The sequence below is a fragment of the Arundinibacter roseus genome (genome assembly GCF_004348825.1).
Lineage (GTDB): Bacteria > Bacteroidota > Bacteroidia > Cytophagales > Spirosomataceae > Arundinibacter > Arundinibacter roseus.
Genome location: NZ_SMJU01000008.1, coordinates 21,233 through 36,514, shown reverse-complemented (window position 1 = coordinate 36,514; position 15,282 = coordinate 21,233). Strand labels below are relative to the sequence as shown.

General features: G+C 47.6%; 10 protein-coding genes. 4 read left to right on the top strand and 6 right to left on the bottom strand.

Annotated features, from left to right (window positions below):
• Nucleotides 1-250: 250 nt before the first annotated feature.
• Nucleotides 251-3,196 carry a DEAD/DEAH box helicase gene (locus EZE20_RS13565; protein ID WP_132118512.1) on the top strand — a complete coding sequence of 982 codons (2,946 nt, stop codon included), beginning with the start codon at nt 251-253 and terminating at the stop codon, nt 3,194-3,196.
• Between the two features lie 46 nt (nt 3,197-3,242).
• Here EZE20_RS13565 and EZE20_RS13560 read toward each other — a convergent pair whose 3' ends face one another.
• From EZE20_RS13560 to EZE20_RS13545, 4 genes are all read right to left on the bottom strand, one after another.
• Nucleotides 3,243-3,764 carry a phosphoribosyltransferase family protein gene (locus EZE20_RS13560; RefSeq protein ID WP_132118510.1) on the bottom strand — a complete coding sequence of 174 codons (522 nt, stop codon included), beginning with the start codon at nt 3,762-3,764 and terminating at the stop codon, nt 3,243-3,245.
• A gap of 111 nt (nt 3,765-3,875) precedes the next feature.
• The gene (locus EZE20_RS13555) at nt 3,876-4,793 is read right to left on the bottom strand and encodes a hydroxypyruvate isomerase family protein (protein ID WP_132118508.1); all 918 of its coding nucleotides are present in this window, start codon (nt 4,791-4,793) and stop codon (nt 3,876-3,878) included.
• A gap of 76 nt (nt 4,794-4,869) precedes the next feature.
• Nucleotides 4,870-7,626 carry a PVC-type heme-binding CxxCH protein gene (locus EZE20_RS13550; RefSeq protein ID WP_228713744.1) on the bottom strand — a complete coding sequence of 919 codons (2,757 nt, stop codon included), beginning with the start codon at nt 7,624-7,626 and terminating at the stop codon, nt 4,870-4,872.
• A gap of 130 nt (nt 7,627-7,756) precedes the next feature.
• Nucleotides 7,757-10,840 (bottom strand): PVC-type heme-binding CxxCH protein, encoded by a 3,084-nt coding sequence (locus EZE20_RS13545; protein WP_132118506.1) that lies wholly within the window; start codon nt 10,838-10,840, stop codon nt 7,757-7,759.
• 185 nt (nt 10,841-11,025) lie between these two features.
• Here EZE20_RS13545 and EZE20_RS13540 point away from each other — a divergent pair, with 185 nt between their 5' ends.
• On the top strand, nt 11,026-11,787 hold the full coding sequence (locus tag EZE20_RS13540) for an SDR family oxidoreductase (protein ID WP_132118504.1): 762 nt from the start codon (nt 11,026-11,028) through the stop codon (nt 11,785-11,787).
• Between the two features lie 104 nt (nt 11,788-11,891).
• Nucleotides 11,892-12,485: a hypothetical protein gene (locus EZE20_RS13535; RefSeq protein ID WP_132118502.1), complete on the top strand. Its 594-nt coding sequence runs from the start codon at nt 11,892-11,894 to the stop codon at nt 12,483-12,485.
• 37 nt (nt 12,486-12,522) lie between these two features.
• Here the strand turns inward: EZE20_RS13535 and EZE20_RS13530 are convergent, their stop codons facing one another.
• The gene (locus EZE20_RS13530; protein WP_132118500.1) at nt 12,523-14,070 is read right to left on the bottom strand and encodes a glycosyltransferase family 39 protein; all 1,548 of its coding nucleotides are present in this window, start codon (nt 14,068-14,070) and stop codon (nt 12,523-12,525) included.
• A 71-nt stretch (nt 14,071-14,141) separates the two neighbouring features.
• Nucleotides 14,142-14,438 carry a putative quinol monooxygenase gene (locus EZE20_RS13525; RefSeq protein ID WP_394345648.1) on the bottom strand — a complete coding sequence of 99 codons (297 nt, stop codon included), beginning with the start codon at nt 14,436-14,438 and terminating at the stop codon, nt 14,142-14,144.
• 222 nt (nt 14,439-14,660) lie between these two features.
• Between EZE20_RS13525 and EZE20_RS13520 the strand changes: the two genes are divergently transcribed.
• Nucleotides 14,661-15,281, top strand: coding sequence for a 2OG-Fe(II) oxygenase (locus tag EZE20_RS13520; protein ID WP_228713742.1), 621 nt, complete (start codon nt 14,661-14,663; stop codon nt 15,279-15,281).
• Nucleotide 15,282: the final 1 nt, after the last annotated feature.

The following is a 15,282-nucleotide window of genomic DNA, read 5'->3' as shown; positions in this document are numbered from 1 at the left end:
AGCATGTGAGATAGTTTTAAAAGCAACACATAAAAAGTACACTGAGCCCAATACGGCTACATAAAGACCATCAGCCCGATGGTCTTTATTATTTGTTTTTGCCCTCTTTACCCGTATATTTGGTATTGTTTCGGCTGTAAAACGAAGCCATGCATTCTTTGAGGCTTTGGTTTGTTCTCTCCTTTCTTACTCGTGCAGGGTCTTCTGTTTACGCCAATCACCCAGTTCTTTTCTGAGATTTCACAAACCTATGAAGGTATCTACTGCCGAACCCTACCAAATAATTTACTCGCTTTTGCAGCACGAGTACCTGGGCTACCTATTTGAATCCTTTGTGGTACAAGTGGATAGCCGCGGACAACTGACCTTATTGAATCAGAACATTTCGGCCAAAAATGTGCAGGAGTTTTCTGCCGGGCTGGATGAAGTTGATTTTGAACTCGTCAGGATGATGGATGATATTCAGCAGGATGCTATTCTGCGGAAATTTAATCCCCGAAAACTCTCCGCTCTGGATTTTTTTCTGAAAGTGTATGATCCGCAAAAGGGCGATAAAGTCATGCAGGAAACCATTGCGGGTTACCTTGAAAATGCAAAAAGTGAAATCCTGAAAAAGCTTCCGGGCCGCCATTTGTACATCATGGGCAACGACGGCAATCCGGCCTGGAAACGGGTGGAGTGGATGCCGGAAAAAGCGAAAGTGCGGTTTTACTTTATGCGAAATGAAGAAAATACCCACTATTTCCCCACGATTTTATATGCAGGTCAAAAACTTTCGTTTCAATATCTGGACGGTATCGTGATTTGTGATGAGCCCGCGTGGCTCGTGGTCGATGGCAGAATTTACCAGTTTGAAGGAGAAGTGGACGGCAAGAAAATACGACCTTTTTTGAAGAAGAAGTTTATCGTTATTCCCCGAAACGTAGAGGATCAGTACTACCGCAAATTTGTGGTGCCGCTCATTGCTTCGTACGATGTAGTAGCCAAAGGCATCGAAATCAGACGCGAGACGGTAGCGGCAAAACCGCTGCTGACTCTTTCGGAAACCTATCTGAAAAGTGCTTCACAGGTTCCTGTTTTGTTTGGCGAGGATGATGGGCTGGAAGAAGCCCGGACCGATGAAAGTGAAGTGGTATTTGACCTTTCGTTTTTGTATGGACAGCATGCCTTTCGGTTCGATAACTTTGCGTATACGTCTAATGTTAGCCTTGAAAAAAAGGGTGATGAGTATATTTTTCATAAAGTAAAGCGGGATTTAACTTTTGAGAAAAACATTCTTCGTCAACTCAAAAGCCTGAACCTTGACATCCGCAACGGGCGAATCGTGATGCCCAAAGCTTCGGCATTTGAATGGGTTCAAAATCACCTGCCTCAGCTAACCGAGCTCGGAATTGACATTCAGCAAAACTCAGAAAATGGCAAACGGTATTTTCTGGGCTATTCGTCCCTGGAAGTGTCTATTACCGAAGGTCGCGACTGGTTTGATATTTATGCCCGCGTCCGTTTTGGCGAATTTGAAATACCTTTTATTAAGCTTCGGAATTTTATTCTTCAAAATAAAAAAGAATTTCCTCTGCCCAATGGCGAGTTTGCGGTAATTCCCGACTGGTGGTTTACCAAATATTCGGAGTTGTTTGCCTTCATTGAAACGCACGAAGAAGAAGATGGCCTGCGGCTTAAAAAACACCACATGATGCTGGTGCAGGAGTTGCAGCAGGAAAACCTGGCCGCTGCTGTGATTAGCCGCCGGCTCGAAAACCTGCGCGATTTTCAGGAAATAGAATCGTATGAGCCACCGAAGTTTTTTGAGGGAGAACTCCGTCGCTACCAAAAAGCGGGCTACGATTGGCTGCGATTTCTAAATCAGTATCGCTTTGGCGGATGCCTGGCCGACGACATGGGCCTGGGCAAGACGGTTCAGACGCTGGCGCTGCTGCAATCCGAAAAAGAAGCGGGCGTGCAGGCACCTTCGCTGCTGGTAATGCCCACATCGCTGCTCTATAACTGGGCGCTGGAAGCAAAACGATTTACGCCGGAACTGAAAATATTGCAATATACGGGGACGTACCGGGAAAAAAATACGGAGCAATTTGAGGCCTATGACCTGATTCTAACCTCCTACGGCATCGTGCGGCTGGACGTAGATATGCTCAAAACGTTTCGATTTAACTATGTGATTCTGGACGAGTCGCAGGCGATCAAAAACCCAGCATCCAATATTACCAAGGCCGTTATGAAGCTGCATTCGGCGCATCGACTGATTCTGACCGGAACGCCGCTGGAAAACAGTACGCTGGATTTGTGGTCGCAGATGACGTTTATTAACCCCGGTTTGCTGGGCGGTCAAACATTTTTCCGAAAAGAATATTTACTTCCGATTGAGAAAAAGAATGATGAAGAAAAAATTCAGCGGCTTTTTCATCACATCAAACCGTTCATTTTACGCCGTCACAAGTCGCAGGTTGCTACCGAACTACCCGAAAAAGTAGAGAGCGTTCACTATTGCGACATGAGCGAAGATCAGGAAAAAACCTACGAAGAAGCCAAGTCGTACTACCGAAACATGATCCTGCAACACATTGAAGATCAGGGAATGTCTCGCTCGCAAATGGTAGTTTTGCAGGGACTAACGCGCCTTCGGCAGTTGGCCAATCACCCGCGTATGGTGGATGAAGAGTACCTGGGCGAATCGGGGAAATTTAAGGATGTGATGCACAAACTGGAAACGGTAATAAGTGAAAATCATAAGATTTTGATTTTTAGTCAATACGTCAAACATCTCGAACTTTTCCGCCAATACCTCAACCAAAAGGACATTCCCTACGCCTACCTTGATGGGTCTACCCGCGACCGGCAAAAGGAAGTAGAGAGCTTTCAGAACGACGAATCAATCAGGCTTTTTCTTATTTCGCTTAAAGCCGGTGGCGTAGGCCTGAACCTCACCGCAGCCGATTATGTGTTTATTCTGGATCCGTGGTGGAACCCCGCCATAGAAGCGCAGGCGATTGACCGGGCGCACCGAATCGGTCAAAACCGGACAGTTTTTATTTATAAATTTATCAGTAAAAATACGGTTGAAGAAAAAATCCTGGCGTTGCAGCATACCAAAAAACAGCTGGCTAATTCGCTCATTTCCAGTGAGGAAGGGTTTCTAAAATCGCTGAGCCGGGAAGATATTCTGGCGCTGCTGGATTAATGGAAATCCAGACAATGCCATGAATTTTTGTTTAAGTTGCAGCTACTTATTTCAGATACACGCCTTCTTCGCCTTGCTGATTTAGCACCACTTCTACGTGTTCGTTGAACGTGGTACTCAGGGCGTAGCCGACATAATCTGCCGAAACAGGAAACAGCCGGTGGTTTCGATCCACGATGACGGCTACCTGCAACTTTTTGAGGCGGTGTTGCAAAAAAGGTTGCAGGGCAAACGCGAGCGTCCGGCCCGTGTTAAGGACGTCGTCGGCGACAATGACGACTTTGCCGTCGGTCAGCGTAACCGAATCCCGAAACGTAATCTGACTTTTATGCGGCGTTTCTTTATCAAAAATCATTTCTGCCAGCACGGTGTGCAGGGGTGAAATACTTTGCAAAATTTCGGAAAGTCGACGGGCAAACTCAAAGCCCTGCCCGGCAATTCCGGCCAGGATTACTTCTTCTTCCTCAAAATTACGTTCGTAAATTTCAAAGGCAATCCGACGGATTTTTTGTTGCGTTTGCTCCCATGTCAAAATCTGTTGACGGGTTGGCGTGATGATTTCGGTCATAGTTTTATGAGGGCTAAATCCTACGATAAGGTAAGGACAATTAGCGTGTGTCCAAAAATAGAAAGGAACCCAGCCAAAAGGCGGGTTCCTGATTTGTGACAAAATGGATTGCTACACAGCAAAGCTATCACTTTCGACATAGGCCTTGATCAGCGAGGTTTCGCCATCTTTTCCGGGATAAAAATTCCCGTGCTCCATGCCCATAATAAATTCTTTCCCTTCTTTTTTGCTACGGTCGTAGATGTATTTAAAGATATTTTTATAATTAATTTCTCCGGTTGTTGGCTCCTTACGTCCGGGGTTATCGCCAATCTGAAAATAGGCAATCTCGCTCCACGTCCAGTCAATATGCGGGATAATATGGCCTTCGTTTTTCTGCATGTGGTAAATATCAAACAGGATTTTACAGGCAGGACTGTTGACGCCCCGGCAGATTTCGTAGGTTTGGTCAGAGGTACGCAAAAACAGGTTAGGCGTGTCGCTGAGAGGTTCCAGCACCATGGTCAGGCCGTGTGGTTCGAGGATTTCGGAACCACGGCGCAGGGCGTCAATTACATGGCCGGTTTGCACACCAATCGGCAGTCTGCGTTCAAAATCACCCGGCACTACGGTCATCCATTTAGCATTGACGCGTTTGGCTACTTCGACGGCTTTCTTGCAACCATTCAGGAAAATATCGATGTATTCCTGCTTGCCTGCTGCCAGCGAATTAGCGCCGTTTCCGCCTTTGTCTACCACAAAAACGCCCATTTGAATACCCAGCCGATCCATTTCTTTGGCTAGTTTCTCCTGTACATCCACGGGGCGGCCCATCATGCCATTGTCTTCAAGGGCCGTAAAGCCCTGATCTGCCATAAATTTCAGCTGATCAACAAGATCGTCACCGGCGGTGTTTTTGAACATCCCGAAGTGGGGTGCGTATTTTAGCTTGAATGTATTTTTGGCCGGGCTACCCGTAGCGGCACTGCCTGCGGCCAATGTAGCACCCGCAAGTCCAAGGGTTGATTTGACGAAATTTCTCCGAAGCATCTTTTTTATGTTAAGGTTTTAGAAAGAAAGGCGGTTTATTGACAAATATACCATCGAACCACCTGTTTTCAAGGGATTATTCAAAGACCTTTGACGTGGGGTTATTTCCAGAAAAATCGAGGTACTGATCGGCTTTATCGCGAATTTCCTTCCGGTAGGCCTGACTAATACCATCCACGGCAGCGGCTCTTACTTCCCCCCAAAGTCGATTTTCTTTGAGTAAAGACAGTACAAAATCTTCTCCTTCCCAGCTTCCACCCAAACTTCGGGCTGCACGTATCCGTACATGCATCGGGAAAGTTGTGCCTGCGGCAATACTCGCCAGAATCGTCAGCGATTTTTGGCTACCAACGGCTTTGATCGCACTCACAAGAGCCAGTTGTACATCGTCGTTACTTTTGCCTAGTTTGTCCCACACAAAAGAATTAGGAGCCTGCCGCAGCAGTTGTCGCCCGGCGTCGCGGCCAAGGTCGGTGTTGGGTTGGTCAGTGGCGAGTTTGAACAAACGATCATTCTCAAAAACGGGGGTATACCGCGCTACGAGTTCGAGGTAATCCTGCGTGCCGTAGGTGTCGTCCAGCAGTTTGACCAGCGCAATTTTCCCCCAATACGAATCCCGGATAAAATCTTTACCCAAATGATACAAAGCGAGTTTGCTCACTTCTATGCGGTCGGGTAATGGTTTTTGAGAAATGCCCAGCAACGCCATAGAGCGGTCGTAACCCTGCGGTGCAAAGTCAAATCCACGAAAATAGCGCAACCGCTCCTGCAAGGGTACCTGCGGTTGTGAGGCAAGCTCTGCCAAATGTGGAATGGACAGGCGGGTGCGGGCGCGCCACACAATGTCGCGGTAGGCGGGTTTGGCAAGTGGGTCGTTTACTCGTTCGAGCCATGCTTTATAGACCCGGTTCCACTGACCTTCGGCACCAATGCCCAGCGCTTCCAGATACCAGCGGTCATTTCCCTCGTACTGTTGTGCCAGTTGCAGCCATACGTCCAGGGCTTCGTAGGTATGGTTTCTGTAAATCGCCAGGGCACATTCCCGGCGCACCTGCGGGTCAGGGTCAGCCGTCAGGCGTTTGATATATTCGGTAGGATCGCTGTTGCGCTGCCGTACGGCCCGCAGGGCTGTAATCCGTAAATTTGGATTCATGTTGCGGAATGAATTTTCGAGGTGCATAGCGCTTGCGCCTTCAATATTGTTTAGTACCCACAGTGCCCGTGCCCGCATGCGCGGGTCAGCGTTGTATTGGTGCAGGAGCTTACTTAATGCAGGTTCGGCCTTAAAACTCATGCGAACCAGGGCATTCCAGGCCAGGTAACGCATGGAAAGATTTGGACTTTGTAACGCCAAAACTGCTTCTTCGGGAGAAGTCAGGTCAAAGGTTGGTGTTTTATAGGGGGTTTTTGGTGGAGCGATCCGATAAATTCTCCCCCGATTTTGATCCGTAAGTTCCAGTTCTCCTTCTCCCGGATCATACCAATCCGATACAATCAGCGAGCCGTCGGGTGCCACACATACATCGGAGGGCCTGAACCAGCTGTCTTTTCCAGCCTCCATGAGCGGCAGCATCGACGCTTTGTAGCCAGCGCCGTCGTTCTGAATCGGATAGGCCCGCACCACACCCGGCCCGGCGTCGCAGTGAATGATCTGATCCCAAAATTTTCTGGGTAAAAGTCGTCCTTCGTAAACCACCATACCGGCCGGAGCACCGGAGCCGGTATGCAGCAAGTCAGGTACCACGCCGGGGTCGTTTTGGTGCCAATGCCGGCTTGCAATGTCTTCTTCCAGATTGGTCCGGTTGACGCGCCAGCTTGTACCGTCCATTTCGTCGGTATAGCCAAAATTCCCGTTTTCCATCACGTAGTTGATCCGTACGCCTTCGTTGCCGTCTTCGTCGTGATCCGACTGCCACACCGTGCCGTAGCTATCCACGGCTACTTCCAGACCATTTCTGAAATTGTCGCCAAGTACTTCCAGGTTCTGAAAGTTTTGATCGCAGCGAAACACCATGCCGTTGCGGTAGTTACGGAAATTGATGGGCTGATCAAATTTGTCGTAAAAGCCTCTTCCACGGGCATCAAGAAGTTGTTTTCCTTCACTGCCAAAATTGAAATAGAACTTTCCGTCGGGCCCAAACACAAAGGAGTGTACGCCGTGGTCGTGGCTTGCGCCGCTGATTCCCCGAAAAATAATTTCTTTTCGGTCTGCTTTGTCATCGCCGTCGTCGTCAGTAAACAACCATACGTAAGGACTTTGCGACACAATCGCTTTATTACCCATGACCCAAATCCCCAGGGGGGCGTCCAGCTCGGGACCTTCGTAAAAAACCTTGGTGAGATCGGCCACGCCATCGCCATCGGTATCTTCCAAAATCAGGATTCGGTCGCCCGTTAGCCGATCTTTTTTGGTTCGGGTTTGGCTGTATCCGTGAATCGTGGGTCTGAATTTATATGCATCGCACACCCACACACGCCCCCGATGATCAACGTCAATCGTAGTCGGGTTCGAGATTGTCGGTTCAGACGCAAAGAGCGTTGCTTCCAGACCTTCGGCCAACTGAACCCCGCTCAGGGCGTGTGATGGAAATCTTTTCTCTTTTTCGGACAAAGAATCGTAGATCAGGGAGTCTTTTACTGGCAGGCTGTCCGATAAATATAAGCCGGAAATCGGGGGGATTCGATGCGCGCTGCTACTCAAAAATACGCCACATGCACAACCAAACGCTACACTTAAAAATTTATAAAGAGTTGATTTATACTTCATACTAAAATTATCCCGAATCATCTTCACTATCAATTTGGGTTGAAAATTACGGGTTCTTTTTGGCATAAGGAAATAGGAGTAAGCTATTTTCCTATACATGAATTTGTGCTTTTTCACCAAACTGACGAGGTTAAAGACGAAAAATCCCCCCTGAGGCTATCTCAGGGGGGAAAGTCAACTACGAGATTTGTACCATTTACTTTCTTTTCAGGGAAGCAAGATATTCTACCAAACTTGTAAGTTCTTCGGTACTCATGGCTTCGTGCAGCCCAGCCGACATCATGGATTCGTCGAGTTGTTTCATTGATTTTACCTGCGACATTTTGTACTCCTGTGTACTTCCTCCCGGAAATTTCATAATCAAATCCGTTTCGGTTTTGCTTGAAACAATACCCACCGCCGTAGAGCCATCTTTGAATTTTACCTCATACCCTTCGTAGCCAAAGCTAATGCCTGCGCTAGGATAAAAAATAGCCAGGTATTGTCCTTCCTTGGGTAGTTTACTGCCAATTTCCGAAAGTTTTGGTCCAAAATCCATGCCTTCTCCATTGACCTGATGACACACAGCGCAGTACATTGTAAACACGGTTTTTCCTTTGGCGATATCTCCTTTCCTTTGAATTAATTCTGTGACAGCCGGATGTTTTTGGGCCGCGGCCGTTGTGCCACCATCCAGAAACGTAGCGGCTTCGGTGCGAACGGCCTTGCGCCAGGCCCCGCTCACACCCTGTACAGCAGCGGCTTTGAGCTCACCGCTAAGCTTTCCTGCCCGCAAAAGTTCCAGGATGTTGTCTTCGCCGTTCATGCTGCCGCCCAGCGAGCGCACGGCTTCCCGACGAATGCTGAGGGGTTGTTTGGCATCCAGGGCCACAGTGCGCAGGATTTCCAATGACTCTTTGGTGCCCACTGACCGAATCGACGCCAAAGCAGCCGTAGCTTTTGCGGCGTCAGTACCTTTTAGGGTAGCACGAATCAGCGGTGCGCCATCTTGCGAAAGTAAAATTCGACCAGCATCCCGACCCATGCCTTCATAGGGTTTTTGAATGGCAAGAGCCAGCAGTCGCTTGTTTTCAGACGGTACGCCATAGCGGCCTACTAATTCAATATAGTCGGCAGTGCCGTAGGACGAATCCAGCAGTTTTTGCAGTGCGCTCATCGCACGTGGCGTTTGTTTTACATACGTGGGGTCAAGGTGGCGAAGGGCCAGCTGATTGATTTCGGCCTGATTAGAAGCGGTGCCTTCCATGATTTTTAGTAATGCTTCTGATTTTTCCTTGCCTCCGGGATTGAAATCGAACGCCCGGAAATAGCGTAGACGTTCCTTTAAATCAACCGAAGCATCGCCGGCCAAAGATGCCAGCAAGGGCACCGATTCTTTGGTCCGTGCCCGCCACACGATGTCTTTTCCGGCGGCTGTCTGCAACGAATTTTGTCCGGCAACTTTCAGCCAGGCCGAAAAGAAACGATCCCATTGTCCTTCTGCCCCGATGCCTAGCGCTTCCAGATACCAGCGATCTTTGCCGTCGTGCTGCTGCGCCAGTTTGGCCCAGACATCAGCTGCACCTTCGGTAGTTAAACCCCGTAAAGCCAGGGCACACTCGCGGCGTACCTGCGGGTCGGCGTCGGAAGACAGGCGGCTGATGTAAGGCGTGGCGTCCACGGGTAGTTGAAGAATCGCCCGTAAAGCGGTGATGCGTAAATTGGGGTTGTAATCGGTAAGTGCTTTGCTCAGACTGGGCGACGAAGCGCCTTCCAGCTTGCTAAGTACCCACAAGGCACGAGCCCGCATGCGCGGGTTGGCCGATTCGTCGTTCCAGAGTTTGGTAAGTTGTGCGACAGATTTTGAACCCATCCCTACGAGCGAATTCCAGGCCATGTAGCGTACCGACATATTCGGATTTTGCAGCGCTTCGATTGCGCCTTCGGGGCTCATGACGTCTACCTTAGGAATCCGGTAAGGCGTGTTGGCCGGGGCTACACGAAAGATCCGCCCACGGTTAAGGTCGCCTGCCTGATGTCCGCCTACGCCGGGATCGTACCAGTCAGACACGATCAGCGAACCATCGGGCGCCACGCACACATCCGACGGCCTGAACCATTGGTCACGAGTGCCTTCGAGCACGTTGGCGATGGTAGCCTTGTAGCCGGCGCCATCGTTCTGTACCGGATACGACCGCACCACGTTGGGACCCGCATCACAGTGAATCATTTGATCCTGAAACGTTTTGGGGAGCATTCGGCCTTCGTAGACCACCATACCCGTAGGAGAGCCTGCACCCGTTTGCAGCAGGTTGGGTACCACGCCGGGGTCGTTCAGGTGCCAATGACGAAGAGGAATTTCGGCTTCGATATTGGTACGATTGGCGCGCCAGCCTGCGCCGGTGAGTTCATCGGTGTAGCCATAGTTTCCGTAGGGCATTACATAATTTATACGCACTCCCTTGTTACCATCGTCGTCGTTGTCCGACTGCCACATCGTGCCGTAGCTATCCACCGCAACCTCGTAGTTGTTCCGGAAATTATTGCCCAGAATTTCAATATTGGTAAAATCAGGATCGCAACGGAACACGATTCCCATGCGATTTTTCTTAAAATCCAGCGGTTTCCCATCTTTCCCAACCACTGGTTTTCCCTGTCCGTCCAGAAGTTGTCCGCCTTCATTTCCAAAGTTAAAATAAAGTTTTCCATCAGGCCCAAAGACAAAAGCGTGCATGCCGTGGTCGTGCTGCTCGCCTGTGATTCCCTGAAAAATTACCTCTTTTTTGTCGGCTTTATCATCGCCGTCTTCATCCGTAAACAGCCACACGTAGGGGCTTTGCGAAACCAGAACTTTATTTCCCAAAACCAAAATACCCAACGGTGCATTTAACTCGGCTCCTTGATAAAACACTTTTTCGGTATCCGTTTTCCCATCTCCGTCGGTATCTTCCAGAATCAAAATCCGGTCGCCTTTGGGTTGGGTTGGATTTCCGGTAATAGCCGGGCGATAGTTGTAAGCCTCACACACCCACACGCGTCCACGATGGTCTACGTCGATGTTGGTAGGATTGGTAAGCGTCGGTTCGGCGGCAAAAAGCGTTGCTTCCAACCCTTCGGCTACGGACAGGCCCGCCACTGCAAACTCCGGGGAGCGTTTTTCTTCCTCAGAAAGTTTTGCATATAGAGAATCAAGGCCCGAGCCGCCTCTTTGGCTGGGATTGGTGGTCGTGTAGGAGGCGGTGAGTAGCCCCGCAAGGGCGGCACTTCCCAGCAGTAAGTAAATGGATTTTGTCAAACGCATTTTTTTTATTTGTTAATTTAAAATCGTAATTCAGGGTTGTAAAAATCAAACATTCTGTTGGATTCAGTATATAAAGATCAAAGGAGTGTGCATATTTACCTTTTGGCTAAAATAATTTTCAGTTCAGGTAAATTGTTTGGAGCCGTTACATAAAACATGATCATCTATTTTCATAAAATTAACCTATGATTTCCTGGAATTTAAAAGGTAAAAAAGCCCTCATAACGGGTGGCACCAAAGGGATTGGTGAAGCAACTACCTGGCTTTTTGCGGAAGCCGGCGCAGAAGTAATGATCGTTGCCCGTGATGCTGAGGCAATCGACCAAATGGCGCGCAAAGCTGCGCAAAAAGACTTGTCCATCGTCGGACGCGCCTTTGACATGACAGCGCCGGGAGCTGCTGCCCAAATTGCAGAGTATGTAAAAGACTATTGGGGAAGTTTGGATATATTGGTCAATAATGCCGGGATGAATATCCGAAAACCCACGATTCAGTACAGCGGCGAAGAATTTGACCGAATCATGCAGATTAACCTGCGGTCCGTTTTTGAACTGGCGCAGTCGACCTACGAGTTGCTCAAAAGTAGCAAAGGCTGCATCGTGAATGTTGGCTCCGTTTCGGCGCTTACGCACATCAGTAGCGGTTCTATTTATGGAATGTCCAAAGCGGCGGTAACCCAACTGACCCGAAATTTGGCCGTTGAATGGGCCCCCGATGGCATCCGTGTAAACGCAGTGGCGCCCTGGTACATCCGCACGCCACTCGCCAAACCAGTCCTGAATGATCCCGAAAAGCTAGCGAATATTCTGGCGCGAACACCCATGAAGCGCGTTGGAACGGCGGAAGAAGTGGCGTCCGCAATTCTGTTTTTGAGCCTTCCCGCTGCAAGCTATGTAACGGGCCAATGCCTGAGTGTTGACGGTGGGTTTATGGTCAATGGGTATTGATTATCAATAAAGTAGTTTAACCACTTAGCTGTGCTTTTTGATAAAAACAATGTATATTTTGTACGAAAATTCAAATTTACACCGTACTTAAACCAACGATTCTGATGAAAAAAATATGGATTACCGTCCTTTCCGGACTTTTGGGAGGCACTGCGGCTTTTGCCCAAACAACTCCCGTTCCTACGGCTGAAATACAGATTAAATCGGCGGTATTGGCCGCTCCCACCGACAAGCGTGAAGGCGCTCGTGTGTATGGGTTTGCTACCGATGGGCAATTTAAAATTCTCCGGGAAGGCACAAACGACTGGGTGTGCCTCGCCGACGATCCTGCGCAAAAAGGCATTAATGTATCGTGCTACCACAACCTGCTCGAACCGTTCATGGCGCGTGGCCGAGAACTGAAAACGGAGAAAAAGTCACCAAAGGAGATTTTTGATATTCGGGAAGCCGAGGTAAAATCAGGTAAATTGAAAATGCCTGAGCAACCTTCCACGCTTTTTGTGTTGTCGGGAACAGACGAAAATTTTGACCCGGCAACGGGAGATTTAAAAGACAGCTACCTCCGCTACGTTGTGTACATTCCGTTCGCAACTGCCGAAAGCACGGGGCTCCCGCTCAAACCCGAAGGCCCGGCGATGCCCTGGATCATGGATCCCGGCACGCACCGCGCGCACATTATGATTAATCCGCCAAAATAATCAGTATGTTCAGGAGCTCTATAAGTTTTATTGAACCTTATAGAGCTCTTTTGGATGAATTCATCCATGTTTTTTTGCGGTCGGCTTCTTCTTTAATTCGCCGATTTATATCCACTTTTGCTCCCCGCAATACATAAATTGAGATTTCAGGTTCTCTGGCGAACGAATTTATTCGTTTTGTTGCCAGATAAACCGTATCAAAAAGCGCAACTTCTTTCGTTCTGGCCTTGTCGTCATCGTCTCCTTCTTTGACCAATACAACATCTACAATTTCTTTATCATAGCGCAGCCAATTGATATAATCTGCGTTAAAAGAAGAAGCGACTATGTTTTTATTTGTTGTATAATAATTGATAGCACCTGCCTGCCCATAATTATCGCAAAGAATTAATGTTTTGTCTAAATTTGGTAATGTAGCACAAACGCTATCGACTTTGGCAGCCAATTCTTTCCAACCCAGCATGTCGGCAAAATCCTGCGGTAAAGTATGATCTTTTCCGTCTTCCCAGCGCAGCAATCCGAGCGCTTTGTATGGGGCCGGATTTTGAATAATATATTCCGGTGAAACGTTTGGAAAAGCAACTTTAAATAAAGGAATAAACATCAATAGCGGCAGTGCTACTGCGACAGGTTGTAGCTGCTTTTTCCATCCTCCCTGCAAAACTTCTCCCAGAAAAGTTGCTCCAAAAGCGATATAAATTGGGTATAAACCAATGACATAATAATCTTTTGCCTGGAAATATAGAAAGGCCAGAAACGTAAATATGAAAGCAAAAAAGAAAAAGCGATACGGTCTAAATTCTTTATAGAAAAGTAACGCGTAAAAAGCTGATAGAATGACCAGGATGGCACCGGGATAAAACAAAAGTTGAGTTTTTAAGAAGGCAATTTGATCTACATGAATAAGCTGTGTTTCAGTGAGTTCTTTCATGTGGTGAATCACCGGAAAGCGGTTGGTATATTGCCAGATAAGATTGGGAAGTATAAGCAGCAACCCAAGTCCGGCAGCCATGTACAGACGTATTTGAGTAAATATAGTTCGATGTTCAGACAGCGCAAGAGCCGGGGCAAGTCCAATCACAAGAAAGGCAATATTGTATTTATTCAAAAAACCGAAGGCAAAACAAATCGCACTTAAATAAAGCCATTTTGAATGATTAGTTTTAATAAATTTTATTATAAAAAAATAAAGAGTTGTCCAACTTAAAACATCCAAAGAATTGGGTTGATATAACGTATTCAAACGTAAAAGTGCTGAAAACAAGACACAGGATGCTCCCAAAATCAGAGCGAAGAGCGTACCGTTTAGCGTTTCAATTGTTTTCCAGACTACCAAAATTGTTAATGCGCCAAAAAGGGCAGGAAAAAACTTTATCCAGAAAACAGTATTGCCTAAAACAAAAATCAGGTATGAAATCCAGGACGTAACGGGCGGAACTGACAAATAGCCCCACGCCAGGTGATGCGCCTGATCTAGGTGCAAAAATTCATCGCGCTGTAAGTCATAGTCTGAACTTATCAATGAATATTGCAGGATGAATTTGACGGCGATAAATCCTAGCAGAAGTATGTTTTTGTTGGCCATTACCTAAAAGTTCATAGCGTTGAAACGTAGAGTATAATCAATAGAGTTTTTAATACCATCAAAGTTTAACTTTACACTTTTTCTGCCGAAAAAACCAACGGTTTTTCTGTGAAAAGTACCTTCGTTTTTTGCCAGGTAGTTCGGAAAAGTTCTGAGTTGCGGTAGGCATTCAGGTGCTCTTCCGACTGCCAATGACTGTGGGTAACAAATACGTTTCGCTGGTGTATGTCCTGCCATAGTTCCAGGTGCAGACATCCTTCCTGATTTCTGATTTGCTCTTTCGAGGCTTCAAAAATTCTTTGGAACTCTTCCATTTTTTCGGGCTGAAACGTCATGCGGACAATTCGGATGAGTATGGGAGTAGGCATAGCTTTGTACAATAATTGAGGGGAGTCTTCCAGGGTATTAAGTTGCTTTACAAATGTTTTTGGGCCAAAAAGACGAATGTAGAGATTATTTAAAAAAATACACAAAAGTAACTTTTGTCGCAGCCTTATAAATCAAGGTTTTATGCTTTATTTTACATGGGCTTCATGTACCTGATATCTTCTGTCAGGAATGAAAACTGAAATTTTTCTTTTTCTACTAGCATGATTCCATTCAACACCGTTTCACTGGAAAGTGAGTTTGAAAAAATTATTGACGGAATCCTCACGCAGGGGTACGGTTTTTCGGATGCCATCGTAACGCCTGATGACGTCCTTGCGCTGAATGAAGCCTTTGATTTTCGAAAAAGTACCGGACAGTTTGCTTCGGCTGCCGTGGGACAGCAGGCGGGCAAGCAGGTGCTGACCGAGATTCGCGGCGATCAGATTTGCTGGTTGCCCGAAGAAGGTATTTTTCCGGGCGAAGCGCTGTATGTGTCTAAAATTCAGGCGTTGATTGAATACTTCAACCGGACGTGTTTTCTGGGTTTGCAGGATGCCGAGCTGCATTATGCCGAATATCCGGTAGGAGCATTTTACAAGCGCCACCTAGACCGTTTCCGAACGGATTCACGCCGAAAGTTGTCCGTGATTTGCTATCTCAATCAGCAGTGGGAACCTACCGATGGCGGACAACTTATCCTTTTCCCAAATCCCGCGCGCATCGAATCAATTCTGCCTTTGGGTGGCCGGTTGGTCTGTTTTGAGAGCGATGTGCTCGAACATGAGGTGTTGCAGGCGCAGCGCCCGCGCCGGAGTCTGACGGGTTGGCTGCGGACCCGTTAAA